This window comes from Streptosporangium jomthongense, assembly GCF_042650425.1.
In the GTDB taxonomy this organism is placed as follows: Bacteria; Actinomycetota; Actinomycetes; order Streptosporangiales; family Streptosporangiaceae; genus Streptosporangium.
In genome coordinates this window covers 82,977-107,643 of the sequence record NZ_JBHSBC010000019.1, presented here as the reverse complement: position 1 = coordinate 107,643, position 24,667 = coordinate 82,977, and the positions used below count along the sequence as shown (strand labels likewise).

General features: G+C 66.0%; 16 protein-coding genes. 7 read left to right on the top strand and 9 right to left on the bottom strand.

The window, feature by feature from the left end; translation table 11 throughout:
* Positions 1 to 49 precede the first annotated feature (49 nt).
* Together ACFOYY_RS19515 and ACFOYY_RS19510 are read right to left on the bottom strand one after the other, a co-directional pair.
* The gene (locus ACFOYY_RS19515) at positions 50 to 391 is read right to left on the bottom strand and encodes a YciI family protein (RefSeq protein ID WP_352011720.1); all 342 of its coding nucleotides are present in this window, start codon (positions 389 to 391) and stop codon (positions 50 to 52) included.
* Between the two features lie 195 nt (positions 392 to 586).
* A complete protein-coding gene (locus tag ACFOYY_RS19510; protein ID WP_362775521.1) occupies positions 587 to 1,219 on the bottom strand; it encodes a GmrSD restriction endonuclease domain-containing protein in 633 nt (210 codons plus the stop codon).
* Between the two features lie 413 nt (positions 1,220 to 1,632).
* Between ACFOYY_RS19510 and ACFOYY_RS19505 the strand changes: the two genes are divergently transcribed.
* From ACFOYY_RS19505 to ACFOYY_RS19495, 3 genes are all read left to right on the top strand, one after another.
* Entirely contained in the window at positions 1,633 to 2,832 is a 1,200-nt protein-coding gene (locus ACFOYY_RS19505; RefSeq protein ID WP_386190507.1) for a thiolase family protein, read from the top strand.
* Positions 2,829 to 4,913 carry a 3-hydroxyacyl-CoA dehydrogenase NAD-binding domain-containing protein gene (locus tag ACFOYY_RS19500; RefSeq protein ID WP_386190504.1) on the top strand — a complete coding sequence of 695 codons (2,085 nt, stop codon included), beginning with the start codon at positions 2,829 to 2,831 and terminating at the stop codon, positions 4,911 to 4,913. Before ACFOYY_RS19505 ends, ACFOYY_RS19500 begins: the two co-directional genes overlap by 4 nt.
* Positions 4,914 to 5,021: 108 nt before the next feature.
* A complete protein-coding gene (locus ACFOYY_RS19495; RefSeq protein ID WP_362775515.1) occupies positions 5,022 to 5,411 on the top strand; it encodes an SSI family serine proteinase inhibitor in 390 nt (129 codons plus the stop codon).
* Between the two features lie 4 nt (positions 5,412 to 5,415).
* Here ACFOYY_RS19495 and ACFOYY_RS19490 read toward each other — a convergent pair whose 3' ends face one another.
* Positions 5,416 to 6,903: an amino acid permease gene (locus ACFOYY_RS19490; protein ID WP_352011296.1), complete on the bottom strand. Its 1,488-nt coding sequence runs from the start codon at positions 6,901 to 6,903 to the stop codon at positions 5,416 to 5,418.
* A 142-nt stretch (positions 6,904 to 7,045) separates the two neighbouring features.
* Here ACFOYY_RS19490 and ACFOYY_RS19485 point away from each other — a divergent pair, with 142 nt between their 5' ends.
* Complete coding sequence (locus tag ACFOYY_RS19485) at positions 7,046 to 7,726, top strand: DedA family protein (protein ID WP_362775513.1); 681 nt, start codon at positions 7,046 to 7,048, stop codon at positions 7,724 to 7,726.
* Here ACFOYY_RS19485 and dxs read toward each other — a convergent pair.
* Positions 7,671 to 9,605 carry a 1-deoxy-D-xylulose-5-phosphate synthase gene (gene dxs / locus ACFOYY_RS19480; protein ID WP_362775511.1) on the bottom strand — a complete coding sequence of 645 codons (1,935 nt, stop codon included), beginning with the start codon at positions 9,603 to 9,605 and terminating at the stop codon, positions 7,671 to 7,673. The genes ACFOYY_RS19485 and dxs overlap by 56 nt on opposite strands.
* 119 nt (positions 9,606 to 9,724) lie before the next feature.
* Here dxs and ACFOYY_RS19475 point away from each other — a divergent pair, with 119 nt between their 5' ends.
* Positions 9,725 to 10,681: a neutral zinc metallopeptidase gene (locus tag ACFOYY_RS19475; RefSeq protein WP_352011293.1), complete on the top strand. Its 957-nt coding sequence runs from the start codon at positions 9,725 to 9,727 to the stop codon at positions 10,679 to 10,681.
* 190 nt (positions 10,682 to 10,871) lie between these two features.
* Entirely contained in the window at positions 10,872 to 11,642 is a 771-nt protein-coding gene (locus ACFOYY_RS19470; RefSeq protein ID WP_386190497.1) for a neutral zinc metallopeptidase, read from the top strand.
* Between the two features lie 6 nt (positions 11,643 to 11,648).
* Here the strand turns inward: ACFOYY_RS19470 and ACFOYY_RS19465 are convergent, their stop codons facing one another.
* The 3 genes from ACFOYY_RS19465 to ACFOYY_RS19455 form a co-directional block, all read right to left on the bottom strand.
* Positions 11,649 to 12,131, bottom strand: a complete 483-nt coding sequence (locus tag ACFOYY_RS19465) for a hypothetical protein (RefSeq protein ID WP_386190494.1) — start codon at positions 12,129 to 12,131, stop codon at positions 11,649 to 11,651.
* Between the two features lie 439 nt (positions 12,132 to 12,570).
* Positions 12,571 to 12,990: a hypothetical protein gene (locus ACFOYY_RS19460; RefSeq protein WP_352011290.1), complete on the bottom strand. Its 420-nt coding sequence runs from the start codon at positions 12,988 to 12,990 to the stop codon at positions 12,571 to 12,573.
* A 460-nt stretch (positions 12,991 to 13,450) separates the two neighbouring features.
* Positions 13,451 to 13,885, bottom strand: a complete 435-nt coding sequence (locus ACFOYY_RS19455) for a hypothetical protein (protein WP_386190492.1) — start codon at positions 13,883 to 13,885, stop codon at positions 13,451 to 13,453.
* A 1,325-nt stretch (positions 13,886 to 15,210) separates the two neighbouring features.
* Here ACFOYY_RS19455 and ACFOYY_RS19450 point away from each other — a divergent pair.
* Positions 15,211 to 15,465 carry a hypothetical protein gene (locus ACFOYY_RS19450; RefSeq protein WP_386190489.1) on the top strand — a complete coding sequence of 85 codons (255 nt, stop codon included), beginning with the start codon at positions 15,211 to 15,213 and terminating at the stop codon, positions 15,463 to 15,465.
* A gap of 1,388 nt (positions 15,466 to 16,853) precedes the next feature.
* Here ACFOYY_RS19450 and ACFOYY_RS19445 read toward each other — a convergent pair.
* Positions 16,854 to 17,291 carry a hypothetical protein gene (locus ACFOYY_RS19445; RefSeq protein WP_386190486.1) on the bottom strand — a complete coding sequence of 146 codons (438 nt, stop codon included), beginning with the start codon at positions 17,289 to 17,291 and terminating at the stop codon, positions 16,854 to 16,856.
* 38 nt (positions 17,292 to 17,329) lie between these two features.
* Positions 17,330 to 24,553, bottom strand: coding sequence for an RHS repeat-associated core domain-containing protein (locus tag ACFOYY_RS19440; protein WP_386190485.1), 7,224 nt, complete (start codon positions 24,551 to 24,553; stop codon positions 17,330 to 17,332).
* Between the last annotated feature and the right edge of the window lie 114 nt (positions 24,554 to 24,667).

Sequence of the window (24,667 nt, the reverse complement as noted above, 5' to 3'; positions counted from 1 at the left end):
CCCCTCGGGGCCGTTTTCGGCTGAGGCCGTCACGGCCCGAGGGGCGCCGTCATTTCGGGGGTTCGATCGGCCGGATCTCCACCGCGCAGATCCTCGCGTCGGGCCAGCGGGCGGCGATCTCCAGGGCGCGTTCCTCGGTGGCGCAGTCGATCACGCAGTAACCCGCCAGGTGTTCCTTCGCCTCGATGAACGGCCCGTCGGTGATCATCGGGCCCCCGTCCCGCACCCGGACGGTCCTGCCCCGTGACCTGTCGGCCAGGGCGTCCCCGCCGGCCCACTCCCCCGAGGCGGTCAGTTCCGCCGCCAGTTTCCTGGCCTCGTCCATCAGGCCGTCCTGTTCCGCGTTCGACAGGACTTCCCAGGTTTCGGGATTGTTGTAGATCATCAGCATGTACTTCACGCGTGCGTTCCTCGCTGTCACGGCACCTGGAACGGGCATCTGTTCACAGGGTTGTCGAAGCGGTGGACGGTAGCAAGGCCCGCTTTTCCGGCGAAAGTGAAACGGCACTCCGGAAACGCCCGATCTCACCGTCTCCCTCGGTACGGCCGTCGCCCGTCGTGGGGCGGCGGCCGTACCCGGAGAGGGTCAGCAGGAGGAGAGCATGTCCTGCAGGGCGGCCTTCTCCGAGCTCTGCAGGGTCAGGTCGTAGGCCCACTTGACCTGGATCCAGGCCGAGGCGTAGGTGCAGCGGAAGCCGGGCAGGGAGGGCTGCCAGGTCGAGGGGTCCTGGTCGCTCTTCTGCTGGTTGACGTTGTCGGTGACCGCCCACAGCTGGGGACCGTCCAGGTCGTTGGCGAAGGCCTGCCGCTGGGCGGTGGTCCACGCCCAGGCCCCCGACCGCCACGCCTCGGCGAGCGGAACCATGTGGTCGATGTCGATGTCACTCGCGGCGGTCCAGGTGGCGCCGTCGTAGGGGGAGTACCAGCTTCCCGAGACCGCCGCGCAGCTGGAGTTGACGACCACGCCGGAGCCGTCCCGCTTGAGCACGGTCTCTCTGGTGTTGCACGTGCCGCTGATGGTGATCCAGTGCGGGAAGAGGGTGCGGCTGTAGGTGTCCTGGTGCGACTCGCTCTCCACGGTGAGCGTGTCGAGCCTGGCGGCGGCGGTGGACGGCGAGGGGATGCCGGGCGGGACGGCCCATGCCGTACCGGTGGTGAGGGTGGAGGTGAGGAGAACGGCGGTGAGGGCGGCGAGAGCCGCGGTGACGACTCGTCTCACGAGTGGCCCCTTCTGTCTCCCGCCCCGGCCAGTGGGAGGTCTGGGCTTCACGAGGCGGGAACAGACGGAACTTCTCAAGCGAGAATAACCACACAAATATCAGTGTTTGACGATGATATGGATATCGATTAGGCGGATAATGCCGCCAACCATCCAAAAAGGAACCTCTACCTGCGGCGACACCCGAAAAGGTCGTCGGACGGATGCCTTTTATCACCCCAAACAGGGAGCGAATTCCCGGTTAATCGATATTTCCGAGAAATACCCTCAATCGTCATCTCAATTTGAAACCCGATATATCAGCATCCGCTCAATGTCCGCCGCGACAGGGACGTGGCGCGCCCGGTCGTGCCAGGGGTTGTTACCGACGAGTAGCATGGACGGGTAGCCACCCAGCAACGAGGAGCGAACCCGTGCCTTCGTCTCGTGACGTCGTATTCGTCGACGGTGTGCGCACGCCCTTCGGCAAGGCGGGCCCCAAGGGTCTGTACGCCGAGACACGCGCAGACGACCTGGTGATCCGTGTCATCCGCGAACTGATGCGGCGCAACCCCAACCTGCCGCCCGAGCGCGTCGACGAGGTGGCGATCGCGGCCACCACGCAGATCGGCGACCAGGGCCTGACCATCGGTCGTTCGACCGCCGTTCTGGCCGGGCTGCCCAAGACGGTGCCCGGTTACGCGATCGACCGGATGTGCGCGGGCGCCATGACCGCGGTGACCTCGGTCGCCGGGGGCATCGCCTTCGGCGCCTACGACGTGGCCATCGCCGGGGGCGTCGAGCACATGGGCCGCCACCCGATGGGCGAGGGCGTCGACCCCAACCCCCGCTTCCTCGCCGAGCGGCTCGTGGACGGCTCGGCCCTGGTCATGGGCATGACCGCGGAGAACCTGCACGACCGTTACCCGTCGATCACCAAGGAGCGCGCGGACGCCTTCGCCGCCGCCTCCCAGGAGAAGGCCGCCAAGGCCTACGCCGACGGCCGCATCCAGCCCGACCTCGTCCCCGTGGCGACCCGCTCGGCAGAACGGGGCTGGGGGCTGGCCACCGCCGACGAGGCTCCCCGCCCCGGTACCACCCTCGACGGGCTGGCCCCGCTCAAGACCCCCTTCCGCCCGCACGGCCGGGTCACCGCGGGCAACGCCTCCGGCGTCAACGACGGAGCGACCGGCTGCATCGTGGCCGCCGCCGACGTCGCCGAGGAGCTGGGCCTGACGGCCAGGATGCGCCTGGTCTCCTACGCCTTCGCCGGTGTCGATCCGGAGGTCATGGGGATCGGCCCCATCCCCTCGACGGAGCGGGCGCTGCGCCTGGCCGGGCTCTCGGTCTCCGACATCGGCCTGTTCGAGATCAACGAGGCCTTCGCCGTGCAGGTTCTGGCCTTCCTCGAACACTTCGGCATCGCCGACGACGACCCCAGGGTCAACCCGTACGGCGGCGCCATCGCCTACGGCCACCCGCTGGCCTCCTCGGGGGTGCGGCTGATGACGCAGCTGGCCCGTCAGTTCGGTGAGCGCCCCGCCGTACGGTACGGCGTGACCACGATGTGCGTCGGCATGGGCATGGGCGGAACGGTCGTCTGGGAGAACCTCGCCTGGGAGGGCACGAAGTGACCGACAACGGAAGCAACCTCGAAGAACTGTTCCCCGACGAGGTCGTCACGAAGGCGATCGTCCACGACGTCGAGCTGCCCTACGGCGCCGGCCTCATGGCGCTGATCACCCTGGACAACGGCTTCGACCACACCAAGCCGTCCACCTTCGGCCCGGCGGGGCTCGCGTCGCTGGGCGAGGCGCTCGACGCGGTCGCGGCCAGGAACGACCTTGCGGCCGTCGGCGTCGTCGGCAAGCCGTTCATCTTCGCGGTCGGCGCTGACCTCAAGGGCCTCCCGGTGATCACCGGCCGGGAGCAGGCGCTGCGGATCGGCGAGCTCGGCCACCGGGTGTTCCGCCGCCTCGGCGAGCTGGACGTGCCGTCGTTCGCGTTCGTCAACGGCGCGGCCATGGGCGGCGGCCTGGAGATCGCCCTGCACTGCACCTACCGGACCATCTCCTCCGGCGTGACGGCCGTCGCGCTGCCCGAGTGCTTCCTCGGCCTGGTGCCCGGCTGGGGCGGCACCCAGCTGCTTGCCCGCCTCGTCGGCCCGGCCGCCGCGATCAGGCTGATCATCGAGAACCCGCTCTCCCAGAACCGCATGATCAAGGGCCGGGAGGCCTTCGAGGCGGGCGTCGCCGACGCGATGTTCGAGCCCGCCGACTTCCTTGAGGAGTCGCTGCGCTGGGCGGCCCGGGTGCTGCGCGGCGAGGTGACCGTCTCCCGGACCGACCACACCGCCGGCGACTGGTCCAAGACCCTCGCCGACGCCCGCTTCCTGGTCGACATGAAGCTGCGTGGCTCCTCCCCCGCCCCCTACCGCGCCCTCGACCTGATCGAACTGGCCCGTACCGCCTCCCGCGACGAGGGTTTCGCCGCCGAGGACCGGGCCCTGGCCGACCTCCTCATGGGCGACGAGCTGCGCGCGGGCCTGTACTCCTTCGACCTGGTGCAGCGCAGGGCCAAGCGGCCCGCCGGGGCCCCGGACCGGGAGCTGGCCCGCAAGGTCACCAAGGTCGGCGTCGTCGGCGCGGGCCTGATGGCCTCCCAGATGGCGCTGCTGTTCGCCCGCCGTCTTGAGGTTCCGGTCGTGCTGACCGACCTGGACCAGGACAGGCTGGAGCGGGGCGTCGGCCACGTGCACGCCGAGATCGACAAGCTGCTCGGCAAGGGCCGGTTGTCCGCCGACCAGGCCAACCGGCTCAAGGGCCTGGTGACCGGATCGCTGACCAAGGACGCCTTCACCGACGCCGACTTCGTGATCGAGGCGGTCTTCGAGGACCTCGGGGTCAAGAGGAAGGTGTTCGCCGAGGTCGAGGAGGTCGTCTCCGCCGAGTGCGTGCTGGCGACCAACACCTCCTCCCTGTCGGTGACCGAGATGGCCGCGGGCCTGCGGCACCCGGAGCGGGTCGTCGGGTTCCACTTCTTCAACCCGGTCGCCATGATGCCGCTGCTGGAGATCGTCCGGGCCGCGGAGACCGACGACGCCACCCTGGCCACGGCCTTCACCGTCGGCAGGACGCTGAAGAAGTCGTCGGTGCTGGTCAAGGACGCGCCCGCCTTCGTGGTCAACCGGCTGCTCACCCGGTTCATGGGCGAGGTCATCGCCGCCGTCGACGAGGGCACCCCGCTTGAGGTCGCCGACCACGCGCTCGACGGGCTCGGCCTGCCGATGACCCCGTTCACGCTGCTCCAGCTCGTCGGTCCCGCCGTCGCGCTGCACGTCGCCGAGACCCTGCACGCCGCCTTCCCGTCCCGCTACGGAGTCTCGGAGAACCTCGCCCGGCTGGTGGCCGAGGGCAGGCCGGGGGTCTACGCCCCCGACCTGTCGCTGGACCCGCAGGCCACGGCCCTCTTCTCCGGCGGGTCCTCCCCCTCGACCGCGCAGGAGGTACGGCTTCGCGCCCTGCGCGCGCTGGCCGAGGAGATCCGTCTCATGCTCGACGAGGGCGTGGTCGCCGCGGCCCAGGACATCGACCTGTGCATGATCCTCGGCGCGGGCTGGCCGTTCCACCTGGGTGGCGTCACCCCTTATCTCGACCGTACGGGCGTCGCCGAGCCCCGTTTCCTTCCTCCCGGCGTCGCCTCCGTCCCGGCGTGACGCCTACGGTGGCCACCCCGCACGGGGCGGCCACCGCCGGGTGATCCTTGGGACGATCCGGTCGCGATCTTTGCCCGGGGGCGGGAGTGACCGGGAACAACGGATGGCATGAGAACCGTCAAGATCGTGTCCGCCGTCCTGACGTTCGCCGCCGCGGCCGCGCCGTCCGCGCTCTCCGGCGCGGTCTCCGGGGCGCTCCCCGCCTCGGCGGTCGTGCTGAGCCTGTCGGTCGGCGGCGGTCCCGCCAGGAGCGTCCTGCTGCGCTGTGGCCGGGCCGAGTCCCGCCCCTCCTTCACCACCGCCTGCGGCATGCTCGGGAGGTTCGGGGGTGACCTGGCGAGGATGACCTACGACGTCGACAGGATCTGCGGCCGGAAGCACGTGGCGCACGCCGTGAGCGCCTCGGGGACATGGGAGGGCAGACCGGTGCGGTTCGAGCACACCTATGACAACCGGTGTGAGATGACGGCCCTCACCGGCCCGGTGTTCTCCTTCTGACCTGCTACGAGCCGGTCTCGGCCGAATGGGCGACGCGGCTGTGGCGGTAGCCGTACAGGGCGTAGATGACGACTCCGATGATCATCCACACCACGAACCTGAGCCAGGTCTCCACCGGCAGGTTGAGCATCAGGTAGAGGCAGGCCAGCACCGACAGGATCGGCACCAGCGGCACCAGCGGCGTACGGAACGAACGCGGCAGATCCGGACGGGTCCGGCGCAGGATGACCACCGCGATCGAGACGACCACGAACGCGAAGAGCGTGCCGATGTTGACCAGCTCGGCGATCGTGGACAGCGGGACCAGCCCCGCCAGCACGGCCACGACGACGCCCATGATGATCGTGATCCTGGCCGGGGTGCCGAACCTGGGGTGGACCCTGGCCAGGCTCCGCGGCAGCAGGTTGTCGCGGGACATCGCGAACAGCACCCGCGACTGGCCGAGCATGAGGATCATCACGACGGTGGTGAGACCGGCCAGCGCGCCGACGCTGATGAGCGTGGCCGCCCAGGTCTGGCCGACGGCCTTGAAGGCGTCCGCGAGCGGCGCGGCCTCACTGAGTCTGGAGTACGGCTGCATGCCGACGACGACCAGGGAGACCGCGACGTACAGGACCGTGCAGATGGCCAGTGAGGCGATGATGCCGATCGGCAGGTCGCGCTGCGGGCGGCGGGTCTCCTCCGCGGCGGTCGCGACGATGTCGAAGCCGATGTAGGCGAAGAACACGATCGCCGCCGCGCCGAAGATGCCGAAGACGCCGAAGGCGACCGGTGTGACCCCGAACAACACCTGGATCAGCGGCGCGGCCAGGCCCTCGACCGCGGGCGTCTGCTGCGCCGGCGGGACGAACGGCGTGTAGTTCTCCGCGTTGAGGAAGAACAGCCCCGCGACGATGACCAGCAGCACCACGGCGACCTTGATCGCGACGATGATCAGATTCACCCGGGACGACAGCTTGACCCCGGCGACCAGGACCGCGGTGAGGATCAGCACGATCAACGCGGCCGGCAGGTTGAAGGCCGCCCCCTCCCCCGCGATCGCATCGGGCAGATGTATCCCGTAGGAGCTCAGCAACGACGTCAGGTAGCCCGACCAGCCGACCGCGACGACCGCGGCCGCCAGGGCCATCTCCAGCGTCAGGTCCCACCCGATGATCCAGGCGGGGAACTCGCCGAGTGTGGCGAAGGAGAAGGTGTAGGCCGAACCGGCGACGGGCACGGTCGAGGCGAACTCCGCGTAGCAGAGCGCGGCCAGCGCGCAGACGACTCCGGCCACCACGAACGACAACGCGACCGCGGGTCCCGCCAGGTCTCTGGCGACCCGCCCGGTGAGCACGAAGATTCCGGTGCCGACGATGACGCCGATCCCGAAGACCGTCAGGTCGAGCGCGGAGAGATCCTTGCGAAGCCGGTGCTCGGGGGCCTCGGTGTCCCTGATCGACTGCTCGACCGACTTTACGCGTAATACTCCTCTGGCACGTTGCGCACCCATGGGGTCCTCCTTGACCATCCACAGTCGCCCACCTTTATGGAGCAAGTCATGCCCAACCGATCAGTCGCTGAACGGTGATACTCGGGGTTCTTTAGGGGAAAATCCCGATGTCCGCCTGCCCGTCCAGAGGAAGCATGGGGTCATGCTCTTGGACACGCTGGGCCAGCTGGACCCATTCCTGGTCGGCGCGGTGCTGCTGGCGCTGCTCACGCTGGACGGTTCCCTGCTGATCGGGACCGTGGTCCCCGGGGACGCCGCGATCGTCGTGGCGGGAACCGCGCTGACCGGCCCCGCCGAGATCGCGGTCGCGGCGCTGGCCGGGGTCGTGGGCTGTTTCCTCGGCTCGACCGGCGGCTGGCTGATCGGCCGCCGGTACGGCTCGCGCGTGCGTCACAGCAGGGCGGGCCGGTGGATCGGCGAACGCCGCTGGAACAGGGCCGAGCGGGTGGCCATGAGTGAGGGAGGCGGCCCCGCCCTGGCCGCCTCCTACTTCCTGCCGCTGGTCAACGGGCTGACCCCGGTCCTGGCGGGGAGCCTCGGCGTGCCGTACAGGAGGTTCATCCGCTGGGCGGTTCCCGGCAGCGCCCTGTGGGTGACGACCTATCTGACGCTCGGCTCCGTGGCGGGCACCTTCGCCCGTGAGCACCAGCACCTGCTGGTGCCGATCGCCGCCTGCGCCGCCGTACTGGCCGTCGGCCTGTTCGTGATCGTACGGCGCAGCCGCGCCGCCAGGGCGGCCGTCTCACCGGCCGCCGAGGCGACGGCGGTCAGCGGGCCGGCTGGTTCTCCAGAGCCGGAGAGCGCCGCGCGACCGCCTCGGTGATCTGGCGGGCGATGTCCTGCGCGGTCAGCCCGATGTCGCCGAGGATCTTCGCCCGCTTCGCGTGGTCGAGGAAGCGCTGCGGGATGCCGTGGGTGCGGACCGGAACGTCCACGTCGGCGTCGCGCAGCACCCTGGCCACCGCGTCGCCGACGCCGCCGACCCGGCCGTTGTCCTCGACGACCACGACCAGCTTGTGCGCGCAGGCGGCCTTGACCAGGGCCTCCTCGTCGAGAGGCTTGACCCAGCGCGGGTCGACCACGGTCGCCGAGATGCCCTGGGCGTCGAGCAGCGCGGCCGCCTCGACGCACAGCTCGGCCATCGGGCCGACGCAGACCAGCAGCACGTCGGAGTCGCCGCCCTGCCGCCCCTGGCGCAGCACGTCCATCTCGCCGAGCCGTCCGACCGCCTCGATCTCCGTGGACACCGGCCCCTTGGGGTAGCGGACCACGCTCGGGCCGTCCTCGATCGCGACCGCCTCGGCCAGCAGCTCGCGCAGGCGCGGCTCGTCACGCGGCACGGCGATCGACAGGCCGGGGACGACCTGCAGGATCGACAGGTCCCACATGCCGTTGTGGCTGGCGCCGTCGTCACCGGTCACACCCGCCCTGTCGAGCACGACGGTGACCGGCAGGCGGTGCAGGGCGACGTCCATGAGCAGTTGGTCGAAGGCCCGGTTGAGGAAGGTCGAGTAGAGCGCGACGACCGGGTGCAGCCCGCCGAGGGCCAGGCCCGCCGCGCTGGTCAGCGCGTGCTGCTCGGCGATGCCGACGTCGTAGAGACGCTCGGGGTAGGCCTCGGAGAACGGGATCAGGCCGACCGGGCCGAGCATCGCGGCGGTGATGGCAACGATGTCCTGGCGTTCTGCGGCCAGCCGTACGATCTCCTCGCTGAAGACGTTGGTCCAGCCGTGCGGCTTGGGCTTCTCCTCGCCGGTCAGCGGGTCGAAGGCGCTGGGCGAGTGGAAGCGGTCCTCGTCGTGGTTCTCCGCGAAGGAGTAGCCGAAGCCCTTCTTGGTCAGGACGTGCACGATGACCGGGCGACGGAAGTCGCGGGCCTTGCGCAGCGCGGCCTCGACGGCCTGCTCGTCGTGGCCGTCGACCAGGCCGATGTACTTCAGGCCGAGGTCCTCGAACATCACCTGCGGGGCCAGGACGTCCTTGATGCCCTTCTTCACACCGTGCAGCGCGTCGTAGACCGGGGAGCCGACCACGGGGACCTTCGCCAGGTTGTCCTTGACGAACTCCAGCATGTCCTCGTAGCGCTGGGTGGCGCGCAGCGAGGCCAGGTGCGAGGCGAGACCGCCGATGGTCGGCGAGTAGGAGCGGCCGTTGTCGTTGACCACGATGATCAGCGGCAGGTCCTTGTGGGCCGCGATGTTGTTGAGCGCCTCCCAGGCCATGCCGCCGGTGAGCGCTCCATCGCCGATCACCGCGACGACCGTGCGGTCGTTCTCGCGGCGCAGCCGGTGGGCCTTGGCCAGGCCGTCGGCGTAGGACAGCGCGGTCGAGGCGTGCGAGTTCTCGATGACGTCGTGCTCGGACTCGGCCTGGCTGGGGTAGCCGGACAGGCCGCCCTCCTGCCGGAGCCGGTCGAAGTCCGCCGCCCTGCCCGTGAGCATCTTGTGGACGTAGGCCTGGTGACCGGTGTCCCACAGGATGCGGTCGCGCGGGGAGTCGAAGACCCGGTGCAGCGCGATCGTCAGCTCGACCACACCGAGGTTGGGGCCCAGGTGACCGCCGCCACGCGCCGTCGAACTGATCAGCAGATCCCGGATCTCCGCGGCGAGCCGGGGCAACTCGTCCGCCCCCAGCGCCTTCAGGTCCCGTGGTCCCTTGACCGAATCCAGCAGACTGCCAGGCCGTCCGGTCCGCTCGCTCACGGAATCATCCCCTCTGTCGGTCAGCGTCAGAGCCGAGTCTAGTTCGCATGACGGACACCTCCCCCGGGGACGGCGATTCTGCACACTTTATCCACACTTGCAATACCCTTTGCCTCACCATGCGCACTTCCCCCTCCGGGCAACAACCATCACTCACCACCGCGATCACGGCATCTCTCCTGCTCGTGGTCGTAGGCGCCGTGAGTGCGTGCGCTCCCATCGGTCCCTTCACCGGCCCCCTCGGTGGCGCCAAGCCCGCCACGGCCGCCTCGGCCACCACGAACCTCAGCACCCCCGCGGCCGACTCACCGGCGGCCAAGCCGTCTCCCCAGCCCTCCCGGCTCTCCGGGGGCGCGCAGCGGGAGGCGCCCACCGGGCGCGCCGCCGCCACGACCAGCCCCCTCTACCGGGTGCGTGGCGTCTCCTCGTCCTCGCGGTGCCTGGCGGGGGGAATCCGCGAGGGAAGCGCCTCCTCGTACCGGACGTTCATGACCCGCATCACCCGCTGTCTCGACCGGGTGTGGAGGGCGCGGCTCACCGCCGCCGGCCTGCCCTTCTCCCGCCCGGCCCTGCGTTTCACCACCACGACCAAGGTGACCAGCCCGTGCGGGCGGTGGCCGGCCAAGGCCGCGGGGTTCTACTGCTCGACCAACCGCACGATCTACATCGGTGTGCTCCGCGAGGCGCTGAGCAACCCCTACCCGATCAACCACGCCCAGTTCATGGCCCACGAGTACGGTCACCACGTGCAGAAGCTCATGGGCGTCATGGACTACTACGGCAGGAGCGTCTGGAACGCCAGGCTCTCGACCAAGCTCGCCTTCTCCCGCCGCCTCGAACTGCAGGCCGACTGCCTGGGCTCGGCCTTCCTCCGCCAGGTCTCCGCCGACCTGTCCGTCGAGCAGGCCGACTGGGACTCGATCATCGAGTGGGTCACGGCCAACGGCCACAAGAACTGGATCAGGAACGACCACGGGAAGGGCCGCAGCCAGGCCTACTGGATGCAGCGCGGCTTCGAGGTGGGTTCCCCGTCGGCGTGCAACACCTGGTCCGCCTCCGCGAGCACGGTCTCCTGACCTCTTCCGTCTTTTTCCGGATTTTTCGTATTATCTCTTCGGATGCCTCTTATCTCAGCTTTCGGTCGTCTTTAAACCGCCCTAGGTCCGCCTATCAGGCTTAACATCCGATATCCCCCGTTTCGTTGACCATACTCGCCGGGGGCATTTCGCTTTACCCCCCTCTTTACCTCCATTAAGGTTCGGGATCATGCGTATCCCCGCCATCTCCCTTGTTTCCGGTGTGCTGGCGAGCCTGCTGTTCGCCGGTACGGCCGGCGCGGCCCCCTTCGCGCAGGCGTTCGCGGGCAAGGACCCCACGAAGAGCAACCCGATCTACGACAGCGGGCGGTTCAGGATCAAGTCGTGCGACGAGCAGCCGACCCAGCCCGACGACCTCGACGCTGCCCGGGTCGACCTGGAGTTCCTGCTCGACTGCCTGAACACCGGCTGGGGAGACCATCTGACCGAGGCGAATTTCTCGTTCTCCAGGCCCAAGCTCGTCACGACCACCCGGACGGACCTGCAGACCGGCTGCGGCAAGTATCCAAAGACCGCCCAGGCCGTCTACTGCCCGAACAACCAGAGGATCACCTTCCGGCTCGACCGGGACATCCTCTCCAAGCAGACAGAGCTGCTCCTGTTCGCGACGATCGCCCACGAGTACGGCCACCACGTGCAGCAGCTCACCGGGATCATGACGTCGTATCTCAACCGCAAGTACAGGAACAAGGCGGCGGAACTCGACGCGACCCGCAGAATGGAGCTCCAGGCCGAGTGCTTCGGCGGCGCCTTCATCGGAAGCGTCTGGATGTCCCTCGGCCGCCACAAGAGGGACCTGAACTACATGATCAAGGTCGCCATCGGCAACGCCACCCACGGCAAACACGCCAACATCGCCTACTGGATCCGCCGAGGCTTCGCCGCCGACTCCCCCGACGCCTGCAACACCTTCACCGCCCCGGCCTCAAAGGTCGCCTGACTCCGTTCATCTTCGAGGGGCGTCGTCCAGCCGGGTTCTGCCCCTCAGAACGGGACTGTTCGATCGGCATGCGCGGTCCTGCCTCTCGGCCTGGGCACACGGATCAGGCCGGCCATGAAGGACGGAAGAACGGTCAGACTTGTCCTTCTGGTCTGTCAGGTGGTCCAGGCCTCTTATCCACGTACTGTGCTCTTCGGTCGTGACACCGATGACGGCGTTTCCGGGGTTCGACCTCGTGACGAACTTCGGCTCTCCAGGATCAAGCGCCAGCTCCTGGGCCAGCCGGACGTCACCTGGCTGATCCAGACGCCCCGCCCCGGAGGGAGACGGCAGGAAGGTCCCGTCACGGTCGATCGCCCCGGTCCGGCGCGCGACGTTCTCCCACTGCCGGTCGGCCTCCCCGAGGTGATCCTCGCTTTCCTCGTCCACGGTCGCAGGGGGCTCGACCCCGGTTGAAATCACAAGCCTCCACGCGTCCTCCGGCCGCATCAGGCCTCCCGACGCCGTACGCCCAGCACGACAAGACCGGCTTTCTCAAGCCGAGAGTCTCGTTCCGTCCTCCACTCACGCTCTGGAGGGTTGATCGTTTCCGTCCATGAGTATCGCCGCGATGCCGAGCAGGAGAACAACGTCCTCTTCCCCGCGGTTTCAAGAGCTCGAAGGTTCGGTTCTCACTCTCAAGACCGTTGGAGGGCGTGCTCACGAACACGACCCGGCCACCGAGAAGGCGGTTCATTTGGCGACGACCCACCGGACCACCCGCAAACAGTCGATTCAATGTGTCGGCCCACGTTGTATTGCACCTTTTCAGTGGCCAGCCGGATCACCTGAAAAAATCACGTCCGCCGCGGTCACAATGTCGAGCCCGTGAGGGCACCAGGCCTTCAGCTGAGTCGTCTCCGGCCTTCAGGACCGGAGACCATGACCCTCAAAGACAGCGGAGATCCCAGAAGCCGCCGTCGTGATGGTTGTCCTGAAGTTCGACGATGATCCGCCGACGACCGCCGTTCTCCTTCGGATCGTCCATAGGAGAAGCAGGGGGACCGAAAGGTTCCCAGACGTTGACCGCCAAGTCGCCCTCTCCGACAGGGGTGATTTTCGCGGTCCGATAGTACGTCAGCACCTCTTCGGCCGAAGCTTCCGTCTCGATCTCAAAACGAACGTGATAGTTGCACAGATCGGCGCCTGGTCTCACTTCGCTCTGTGGCTCGTAGTCCCCGAGATCGCTCCCCTTCGGCAGGGGGTAGCCCAGAGCCCGGTCAACCAGACCGGCCAACTGATGGTCGTGCATCCACGCCGGTGTCATGACGACCACGTAAAGCAGCAGAACCGGCGCGAGCACCCACACTGCACGACGAGGCCATCGCTTCCACGGACCCGACTCGCTTCGTTTCCCTTCCGAAGAGGCAACCAACGCCCCACCGCCCTTCCACGAGTACCCCCTTCCTCCTCATCTTCCCGCATCCTATGGCTTTTTCAAAGCCCTAACAGAATGAATCATCCAACAACGACCGGCGAATCACGCGGGCACGACAGGCACATGCCAATCAAGAATTTTCTCGCACAGTCGCCGAATTGCACGTAACGGAAACCATGACCAACGGCTCGTCATCAATCCTCAAGAAGGATGATCCACTCAAGCCCAAATACAGCTCCGCCCGTCGGCCTCTTCGCGAAGAAATCGACGGGCGGAGCTCACCTCACCTTAGGCACCTATGGACCACAGCAATCAGAATCCAGCTAAGGCATGAAGCGCGTTTCATCTTCTTGTTTAAGTGCAACCCAGTGAACGGGAAACTGAATTATCGTCAGGTCTGATCCAGGCTCACGATCAGAAGCGTCTCCGGCCTGGCCGACGCCTTGATCGCTTTGTTGATCCCATCTGGATAGGTCCGGCGCTCCTCGGAGTAGAACGGCTGGAAATCCAGATATACGCCTTTCCATGCGTTCGACCTCATCTCAACCCCTTCGGGAGCCACCTCCCTGACAACCACCCATTTGCGGTCACTCAAGAGATCACGGGCCTTGCGGGACGCATCAGGGCCGTTCACGCCCCCGACATCGATGACGAGCAGATTCGTGACTTCGATTCCCGCTCCATAGTCCCCTTCGTCGATGTCCTCTCCCAGCACCTTGCCGATACCACGCACCTCGTCGAGAACAGCCGGATCGACTTGAGTCTTCCCAGAGAACACCCCGCACCCCGACGTAAGGAGGCATGCGCCAAGGAAAACCACAGCCACGCCGAGGAGCCGACCGGTTCGTCGCGCACTCCCACCTATGATCAAGACCATTCCCTTGCAGACACCGCCTCGTATCATCTACGACCAAGAGCGCGATCCTAGGGCTTTTTGGTAGCCCCTCCGGAAACGTATCTCTCCGTCTCCGCCCCGTCTCAGCGTTCCCGCTGGTGAGCCCACAGCCCTTTCATCCGCCTGTCGAACTCAGCTTATTCAAGCTCGCCGTTTACCATGGTCACCACCGAGCATCCGCAACAGGCGGTGGCGGTCCCCGTGTCGGTGACGATGTTGTGCCTGCGGCCGACGGTCCCTTTGCCGGCGTCGGTGTCCTGAGAGACGGCGGGCACGTCGGCCAAGGTCTTGATGCTTCGACTGCCGCTCAGGCAGGTGGTCAGTGCGGGGCCATGGCCATCGACGGGTCCTTCGTCGGCAGTGTCCGGCGGTCCCCCGGGCACCGGGGCGAGGACCTGACCTACATGATCAAGTCAAGGTCTCCACCAGCCACGCCACCCGCGGCGAGAACTTCAGCTTCGACCACTGGATCTGCCGACGCCCCCGACGGCTTCACCGCACCGGTCGCAAAGGTCGCCTGACGCCGTTCACCTTCGTGGGGAGCCGTCCAGCCGGACCCTGACCGAAGGGTTTCGCCCAAACCTTGTGATGGGCGAACCTTCCCGAGGCTTCTTGAAGGGACTGCGAGAAAGCATGCGATCCGCGTCCATTCGTGCACCTCGCCCAGCTGGACCAGAGCGTGGACCTGATGGTGGCCAGGGAGTTGCTCGGACACAATCGCATCTCCGTCACCACCGACATCTACGTCCGGCTCCGCCTCCAACGCGACGCCGTCGAACGCATGTCAGGCGCACTCGGTAACACTTCGGACCGTAGCCGTCGGAAAACGATTACGAACCACGTAGCCGTCAAGGGCAGCCAGAGCTTCGTCATACGAACGGGGTCCTGGCCGCCCTATGTGTACCCCTATCGAAAAAGCAGCCTGTCAGAAATCTCTACGGAAGAAGTGAGTTTGATGACCAAAATCCCCTCCAGCGAATCGGTCAGGAACCGAACCGTAACGCTTGATTCATCTTTTGATGAGGAAGCATCCAGCCGCTGCGCACCTTCTCGAAAGATATCGACGAAGGTTGACGGACCTCGACGCTAGATGCATCGAACAAACCGACTTGGAACGTCATAGGAGAGGATCAGCTCATCGCCTGCCTTTGTTTCGATGCGAATCATCCGGGTCGTCTGCTCGCCCTCGACCTCACAAGGGTCGACTCCTAGAACATCCAGGATCTCTTCTTCGGCGGACACAATGAACTGCCGATATGTCGCCATTGCCCTCCTTCGGAGATCAGGATTACGAGACGCAGACCGTTATCGGTCACTCGCCAAGCGGTTTCGAAGGGAAGAAAGCCGCCGGAGCTCTTGAACAGGGACTCTCGAAATTTGAAGGTGCCGTGCTTGTCGGTATGGGTTCGCGCGATGACGGCGTCACCCAGACTGACCCGCAGGCGGGTAGCGCTGAGGTGTTCAACCTGGCAACTCGGCTACCGCGTGATCTTCACTTTTATCACACCTGAATGATCACAGCGTTGGCCATTCCCTCATCCGGTGCGTATGCACGTACAAGAGCGCTTACTTCAACCAGAATCCAGATGCGCGGCTGAGGTATTGGGCGGGCCACCTCAAAAGTGCCTCACGTTCACGACCGCGATGCACAGACGATGAGGACACCGGACTCTTGATGAGTCGCCTCCGGCTTTCAGGAGCCAGAGATCATGAATCTCAGAGACAACGGAGGTCCCAGAAGCCTCCGCCGTGGTGGTTGTCCTGAATTTCAACGATGGTCCGTCGACCACCAAACCGCTCTCGCCGATGGCAAACGACTTTCGCGACCCGATAATACGTCAGCACCTCCTCCGCCGAGGCTGCCGTCTCGACCTCGAAACGAACGTGATAGCTGCACAGACCGGCGTTGGGTCCCCTCTCGCTCTGTTGCTCGTAGCCCCGAGACAACTCCTCCTCAGCGATGGGTGACTCAACCAGACCGTGAGCTATGCGGCCGGCTCACGCCGGGCGATCGATTCCGCCAAACGACGCCTGGACCCCGATCGACGGACCTGTTGGTACTGGTTTACCGTCAGAAAGGTGAAACGCTCGCCGAGATGGCCGCTGGATTCGGCGTAGGCACGACCACCGCCTGGCGTTAAGCCCGTGAGAGCATCACCACACTCGCCCGCCCCGGGGCGGCCCCGCGCACCAGTCGTGCATTCGCCGTGCTGGAGGGCGCTCTGGCCCCCATCGACCGTGCGGCTGCCGATCGGCTTCCATTGCTGCGGCAAGCACAAAAAGCATGGCATGAATGCCGGGCCCTGGCCGATCCTGACGACATACTGTAGACCTCGGGCTCTGCCTGGGACAGTGCACGATCTGAAAGCCTCCCCCATCTGGGGCATCCCGCGCTGCCTGGCCATCTCCAATCGGCGAGGGCGAGCATGTGCGTGTTCCGTAAAGGGGCAGAAACAAGCCGGTCGCGTAGAAGAACGCGAACCGTGCGCGCCAGGCTGCGCAGCCCGGCGGAGTTGCGCCACGGCCGTACAGGCCGTCACGACCCTACGGCCATCGGAACAAATAGCCGCCCAGAGCGAAAAGCAATCATTAATAATGAAGCGCCTTGCATCCTAGGTCCGCCATATACCCCGACATGGCGGGGGCTGAAACCTGGGCAGTCGCCCTGCATCTCAGGAGAAAAAGATGACATACCCATAGGGCCGACGGATGCGGTACCTGTCTCAGCACCGACCCATCCATCGGCCCAACAGTGAAACCTGATTCCTCCTTACCCGATCATGGCGGACAGGCGTCAACGCCCAGTCCACCGGACCTAACCGAAGGGCTGAAATTGACGCGCCCCGACTAAAAATTCACCGAACTTAAGCAGCGGAACGTGTCATCGTCTCCAAAGCCATCATACTTCCCCCTCGAACACCGAGAGATATACGAGCGACTCCTCGTTGACAGGTTCTTTAAGCTGATCCACCAGCTCTGGATACTGCTCAAGCTCCTTGGCATTGTATGGATACAGGATCAGGTGTGTGTTTTTCCATTCGAGAGACTTCAGCGAGACGATCAGCGGGCGTCTTTCTCCGACCACCGTCCACTTGCGGGCGAGCAGAAGATCCGCAGCCTTGTCGAACGCCCCTCGGCTGCCCGCAGATTCGATATCGACAACCAGCAGGTGCTCGACCTGCGTGGTGTCTCGCCCATCGTTCTCGACGCTGATCTCCGCACGCGTCTTTCCTATACTACGGATACTTTCCAGGGCGGCGGAGGGAACCTTCAATGTCGAGGAAACCGAAGAGCACCCAACGCTTAAGAGGATTACCGAAAGAAAGGATATGGCCATTCGAGAAGCATGCCCAGAACCTCCCTTTTTCCATTTGCTCAGTAGCAATTTTTCCAGCCCATGCTAGCGCACAGCGAATACTCATCGGAAGCTCCGCCAGGAGCCCACAACCGCATCAGTTCCTCCCTCCGCTTTATCGCAGCGCTTCGACTACTTGTGAGGAGGCCCCAGTCCGCGAAGCCAGTTTTCGCCCAGTCAACAAAGCGCTTACTGTTGAGCTTCGTATTACCAAGCCCAGGCCTGTCTACCGTGACCCCCGAGCACCCGCAATAGGCAATTGCAGCCTCCTCGTCAGTGAGATGATGAGTACCATTAGCACCCTTCCAGGAAATGTTTTCTTTCAGATGCTCCATCCAGGCTGCGGCCAGATGTATCGCCCTGTCCGGATTCAGCATCTCCCTCAGAACGCTCTTTAGTTTCGGCGCACCCCATTTTGCCTTGCCATAGAACTTTTCCAGCATCATTCTCGCCTTGTAAAGCTCCAGCTGGGGGAGGCCGACAGAGGCACCCCACCCGCGATTCTTCTTGTTCTTAGAGTCTTCAGCTATCGCCACAAGGTCCTCGGCCTCCCCCCACCATCCCTTGCTCTCCCACATGATGACGGCAGCCAGGATGTTCTCACTGATCCTGTGACCCACCGCCGCCTTCTGGATCGAACTATAATATTTCAGAATATGCTTAAATTTATCGTAGTTCTCAAACTTTATCTTTCCGGCAGAACTGCTGTAATATGTACCCCCACTTGGCATCGTTGAAATCTTATTACTGTTCATACTTTTCAGGCCACCATATAGCACCCAGTTCTCAGCCAGCTGGTCCGCATTCAAACTCAAGCTCCAGTGCTTGATGTAGTCCATCCGCACTTTTTTTGAGGCGTCCCAGTAATTCACCTGGTCTATCTCACGACCATTTTCCATCACACCGATCCGAATTCCCTCCTCGCGAGGGAACAGCGGGAAAATCGTCCATTCTCCGAAGTTGTCGTTATACCAGTCGAAGTCAGCTTCACTGGTTCCGTTGAAGGTTACACAGCAGTTTTCTCCGTAGTTATAGTACGACTCGTTACGGCCCATGGAAGATGACGTTCCCCAGCTTCCCTCCGAGCTGAGAGACGGCGCGGAGTCGAAAGTGGCGCCTTGCCAGCCAGATCCGCTGACTCTGTTTCCGGTTGAGACTCCGGTTTGGATCGTTGTCTTGTGTCCAGTGGGGTCGATCCCGGTGAGCGGACCGGCGTTGCCGTAGGTGTAGCGGTTGACCTGAACAGACGGGTCCGGGTTGAGGGTGGCGGTGTCGCGGGAGGTGAAGGCGCCGGTGCCGGGCTGGTACCAGCGGGCGTTCATGTTGACCTTGCCGGTGTCCGGGTCGGTGTACTCGCCCTGGTAGCCCAGCCCACGGGTGGCTCCGGAGCGCTGGATGACCTGCCCGAACGGGTCGTAGGCCGTCGAGTCCGCCAGTGCGGTGCCGGAGAAGGTCCCCACCAGGTCGCCGTGCAGGTCGGTCATCGCGCCCACGGCGGTGGTGCCGCCCTCCTGGAGGCCGAGCAGTCCGCCGAACGGGTCGCGGCCGTACTTGGCCTGGACGGCTCCGACGCTGTCGGTGACGGCGGCGATGTCGTTGGTCAGGCCGGAGTAGACGTAGCGCTGCTGGTCGGTTCCCTTGCTGCGGGAGACGACCCGGCCGAGGGCGTCGTAGCCGTAGGTGACGTCGCCGTCGGAGATGAGCCGGTCGAAGGCGTCGAAGGCCAGGTTGCGGGTGGCGCCCGCCTTGGTCTCGGTCGCTGTCGTGCCGCGCGGGGTGTAGGTGTAGTCGGTACCGTCCCCGGACAGGAGGCGGTTGCGTTCGTCGTAGGTGTAGGTCGTGGTACCGGCCTTGGTGCGGTTGCCCGCGTCGTCCCACTCGTAGTCGGTGACGGCGCCGCCGGGGGCGGTCCAGGAGGTCAGGCGGCCGGAGCGGTCGTAGGCGTAGGTGTTGGCGCCCGCCCCTGCGGTGCCGACGGTGGTCTTGCCGGTGAGGTTGTCGTCCTTGTCCCACCCGTAGGTGATCTTCGCCAGCTGGGTGCCGGAGCCGTTCTTCAGGGTGTGGGTGGCGACACGGTCGACGGCGTCGTAGGTGTAGGCCTGGCTGTTGACCGTCCCCGCGGAGGTCTGGCTGGTCAGCCGGTCGGCGTTGTCGTAGCCGTAGGTCCAGGTCCGGCCTGTCACCGGGTCGGAGGCAGTGGCCAGTCGGTTGGCGTTGTCCCAGGTGAAGGTCGCCGTACCGGTCGGGTCGACGCGCTGGGTGGGGTTGCCCAGGTTGTCGTAGGCGTAGGTGGCGACCTGGGTGCCCGCCTTGGAGACCTTGGTCAGCAGACCACGGTCGTTGTACTCCAGGGTGTAGTCGCCGATCGTGGTCAGCCGGCCCGCCTGGTCGTAGACGGCGTCACGGTCGGGGGTGGTGACCGAGGCGCCGGTGCCGGCCTGCTTGGTGACCTGGTTCAGCGGGTCGAAGGTGCGGTCGATGCGCACCCCGCCCGGCTGGACGGTTGACACCGCGTTACCGCTCGCGTCGTAGGCGGTGGTCCAGGTGCGGTCGGCGGCGCCCGGGTGGGCGGTGGTGGACGGCTCGATCACCGACTCGGCCAGGCCCAGACTGTTGTAGGTGGTCCAGGTGGCGTTGCCCCGCCCATCGGTGACGCGGGTACGGGCGCCCGCGGCGTCGTAGCCGAACGTGGTGGTGATCGTCTTGGTGGCGGAGACCGGCTCGACCAGCGAGGTCAACCTGCCCGCAGCGTCGAAGGAGCGGGTGGTGACATGTCCTTCGCCGGAGGTCGTGCTGGTCGCGTTGCCGACCGGGTCGTAACCGGCGCTGACGGTGCGCACGGTGGCGCCGGTGCCGTCCAGGTCCTTCATGGAGGTCTTGCGGCCGGCCAGGTCGTAGACGGCCTCGGTGGCGTTGCCCAGCGGGTCGGTGACCTTGGTCTGGCGGCCCTGGATGTCGTAGGCGAACGTCGTGGAGTGACTCAACGGGTCGGAACTCGCGGTGATCTCTCCGGCGGCGTTGACCGTGAAGGTGGTGGTCTTGTTGCCCGGCGCCACGGACTTGGTGAGGTTACCGGCGTTGTCGTAGGTCAGTTTGGTGGTGTAGGACGCGGTGGTCGGGACACGCTCGATCTGCGTCTGGGTGATCTTCCGGCCCAGGTCGTCGTAGGTGGCCTCGCCCCGCGCCCCGGTCGGGCTCACCATGGCGAGTTGCTCACCCAGCAGGTCATACTCCAACACCCACACTCCGCCCGGCCCGGACGGCCCCGGGTCGGTCTGGCGCACCGGGCGTCCCAGCGCGTCGTAGTCGGTCTTGGTGACATACCCTCGTGGATCGGTCGTCTGAGTACGGTGGCCCGCCGCGTCATAGACGACACTGGCCGTCGGGGTGACCGCGCTGCCGCCCGGCGGGGTGTAGGACGGGGAGGTTATCGAGGTCAGGCGGCCCGCCTTGTCGAAGGCCGAGGTGATGGCACGGCCCTCGGCGTCCACGCTGTGGGTGACCTCGCCTGCGGTGTTGTAGCCGGACACGGTCGTCGGCCTGCCGTTGACGGCGGCCGCGCCGTTCTTCTCGATCGCCACCTGCGGCGCCTTGGTCTCCACCAGTTGCCCGGCGATGTCGTAGCGCATCGTGGTGGTGAAGTCGGCCGCAGTGGCTCCGGAGGCGTTACCCCGCGGATCGGTCCGCGACGTCAGCAGGCCACGGTCGTCGTAAGCCCAAGTTGTCTCCAGGTCGTCGGTGCCGTTCTCCACCGTCTGCCGGGTCACCTGGTTCAGGGTGTTGTAGACGTAGTCAGTGGACTCGGTGCGGGTGGTCCCGGCGCCGGTGAAGGTCTTGTTCGTGACGTTGCCGGCCGCGTCGTAGGTGAAGGCGGTCTTGCGTTTGAGGGAGGCCGGGTCAAGCGTGGTGGAGGTCGTACGGCCCGCGGCGTCGTAGACGGTCTCGACGGTGGTCTTACCACCCCCGGTGATCTTCTTGGTGAGGTTTCCCGCAGCGTCGTAGGTGTTGTCCTCCAGAACCACGTCCACGGGGGTCGTGGAACCGTTCAACCGCACGTCGTCGGCGGTCACCTGCGACAGCCGGTTGTCGGTGAAGTAGGTGTAGGAGGTCTTGCGGCCCATCGCGTCGACCTTGGCGCCCAGCCGTCCGGCCGGGTCGTAGGTGTAGGACTCCAGCACCTTGTCCTGCGGGGCCTGCGGGCTGACCGGGCTTCCGGTCCAGTTCTTCAACGTTTTCGTGGCCAGTTCACCGCGGTTGGTGTAGCCGAACGTGGTCACCGTGCCCATCGGATCGGTCTCCGAGACCCGCGCTCCGATGTTGTCCCAGGTCGATTGGGTGACACCCCCCTCAGGGTCGGTGACCGTCTTCAGACGGCCGTTCGTGTCGTAGGTGTAGGTGGTGGTGCGCGCCGGATCCCCACCGGTCAGGTCGGACAGGGTCTCGGTGAGCTTGTTGCCGTCGGCGTCGTAGGTGAAGGTCACCTTGGCGGTGTGGGTGACGTCGGTGACCTCGTTCTTCACCCCGGCCCCGGTCTGGGTGAGCACCCGGCCGACCCCGTCATAGGTGAACGTCGTGGTCACCCCGGCCGGGTTCGCCTCGGAGATCTCCTTACGGGAGGTCACCCGGCCCAGCGCATCGTGTGTGAACGCGACGACCAGGCCGGACGGGCTGGTCTGCTCGGCCAGGTCCCCGGCCGCGGTGTAGCGGTAGGTCGTCTCGTTGTTCCTGGCGTCCTTGCTCGACTTCACCAGCCCCGCCGGAACCGTCCCACCACCGACCGCCGCCTCGGTCCCGTCGGTGTAGGTGTAGGTCACCGACCGACCACCGGTGAAGTCCGGCGTCACCGGGGTGGTCGTCTTCGACAACTCACCGTAGGTGGTGTATTCGGAGGTGGTGGCGTAGGTGTTGTCGGTGGCACTTGTCGAGCGGGCGTCGCGGCTGGCGGTCAGCTGGTCGTTGCGCGGGTCGAACTCGTCACTCGTGTTGCGGTAGTAGGAGCGGTAGGCGGTCTGGCAGTTCCCCGCCGCCCGGCAGGTCGTGACCGCGGTGACATTACCCCGGGCGTCGTTGACCTGTTTGACGGTGTTGCCGTTGGGATCGGTGACCTTGGCCAAGAAGCCGCCGGTGTCGTACTCGTAGGCGGTGATCTTGCCGAGCTGGTCCTTCCGGCTCACCAGACGGTCACCACGCCAGGCGTCGTGGGTGTAGTTGAGGGTGTTGTTCTTGGGGTCGGTCACGGTGATCGTGGACAGGCCGTCGCCGTCGATGCGATCCACCTCGCCCAGGGTCCAGGTGCCGCCGTTCTGGTCGGTGTGTGTGGCGACCCGGTCGGTGGTCGTGCTGTAGGTGGTCGACATCCACACCCGGCCGGAGGGCAGCGTGACCTTGTTCAGTTTGGAGGACTCTTCGGCGCGGGCGTTGTAGTGCGCGCTGACCTGCTGAGGGGTCAGTGCGTGGTCGTAGACGGCGAACTCGTCGATGAGGCCCTTGAAGCCGAATTCGGCCGGATTGGACCGTCCGGCCGGGGAGCCGGGAAGGGAGGAGTCCGCGGCGCCGCTTCCGATCATCGCGGTGGGAAACCAGGTCCCGGTGTCCACGCCGTCGTTGAGCGTGCCCGCGGCCGCGCCGTCCACGTACAGCTTGGTGGTGTCGTCGGCGGCGGTGATGACGGCGTGGTGCCACTGGCCGTCGTTGACCGTCTGCGTGGAGGTGATCGGCGTCCCCCCGAACCAGGCGTTCAGTTGTCCGCGCAGCTTGCCGTCGACGCCCACATACAGGCCGGGAACGGTGATTCCCGAATCAAATGGGTTCCAGGAGTTGGATCCGGCCCAGAACAGGAATCCCGAGTCGGTGGTCTTGAACCAGGATTCGACCGACATGCTGGTGCCCAGTTGGGGCAGCAGTTCGGGCTGTTCCATCCCGGAGGAGGTGCCGCTGCCCTGGAAGTTGGCCGAGGCGTTGGAGGTGCCGCTCAGTGCGCCGGGTTTGCCGGTCTGGACGCCTGCGGGGAGGTTGGCGCAGCCCACCATGTCGGCTTCGTCGGGGAAGCAGGTGTACGGCCCGCCTTCCCCGCCGGATCCGGACAGGGTGTTGCCCATCCGCCAGTAGCCGACGGGCAGGTCGTCGAGCACGACGTCCTTGTAGCGGGAGCCGGTCGTGTAACCGTAGGTGGTGCAGTTGGGGGCGGCCAGCGGGGAGCAGACCTGGGTGAGGCGCTGTCCGTCGTAGGTGTAGGTCCAGGTGAGCGGCTGGCCGTCCACCGGGTCGGTGGCCACCGACGCGACGTGGTCGCCGCTCCAGGTGAAGGACAGGGAGCGGCCGCCCGTCGCGGTGACCTGCGTCAGTTTGCCGCCGGTGTCGTAGGTGAGATCCTGGGTACGGCCGCGCTGGTCGGTCACCTTCGTCAGACGGCCTTGGGCGTCGAAGAGGTAGGAGGTGGAGGACTTGTCCATCAGCTTCCAGCCGCCTGCGGTGACCGTGGCCAGGGTGGCGTGGATTCCGGGAGGGGGCTGGAAGAAGACGGGGCTTCCCGCGGCGGCTGCCTTGGCGGCGAAGCGCAGTTTGCGGCCGTCGGGGTAGGTCACCATGAGGGTCTGCGGGGTGCCGCCCTGGGGTTGGATCTTCATGTCGTAGCGGGTCGACCACCCGGCGCCGAAGATTCCGTCGAGGCGTCCGTCGAGGCTGTTGTAGGAACGCACGATCGACAGCGGCGGCCCGGGGGTGCCGACGGTGGCGTCGGTGAAGGCGGTGGTGTAGTTCCCGGCCAGCTGGTGGAACTCCTGGCCGTTGACGCCTCGGGTCGCCAGTTGTGAACCGATGACGGGCTGCCGGACTCCGGTGACGAAGACTAGGTTGCTGAGCGTGTTCGCCTCGCCGGTTACGGTGTCTTGTACCGAGGCGCTCCAGGTGTAGGCCTTGCCCCACTGCAGCACTCCGGCGGGCACCCTCCATCCCGCCTCGATCCAGCTGCGCCATCCGGAGTCGGCGCAGCCGGTGCTGCTGCCCGCCGGACAGACCTTGTAGCGGTACTCGTCATTGCCGCCTCCTGCGTTGGACCCCGCGGCATTGGCGCGCAGGTACGGCGTCAGCGTGTCCACCTGCTCATTGCTCTTGGGGAAGTAGGTCGCGATCCACGGACTGTACAGCGTCAGCGTGTTACGGCCCTTAGGCAGGAGAACCCCCGAACCGGGCCTTTTGGGCGACGTCCACGTGGCCTTCGGTTCGCTGCGGGTATCAAGCGGCAACGCCCCCTTGGGGAGCTTCGGCTCCGAGGCTGAAGCCTTCGCCGTACCCGCGGCGCTTTGCGACTGAGTGGCCTTCGTCTCCACGAAGTGCGAAAGCCCGGCGGCCGACCCCTG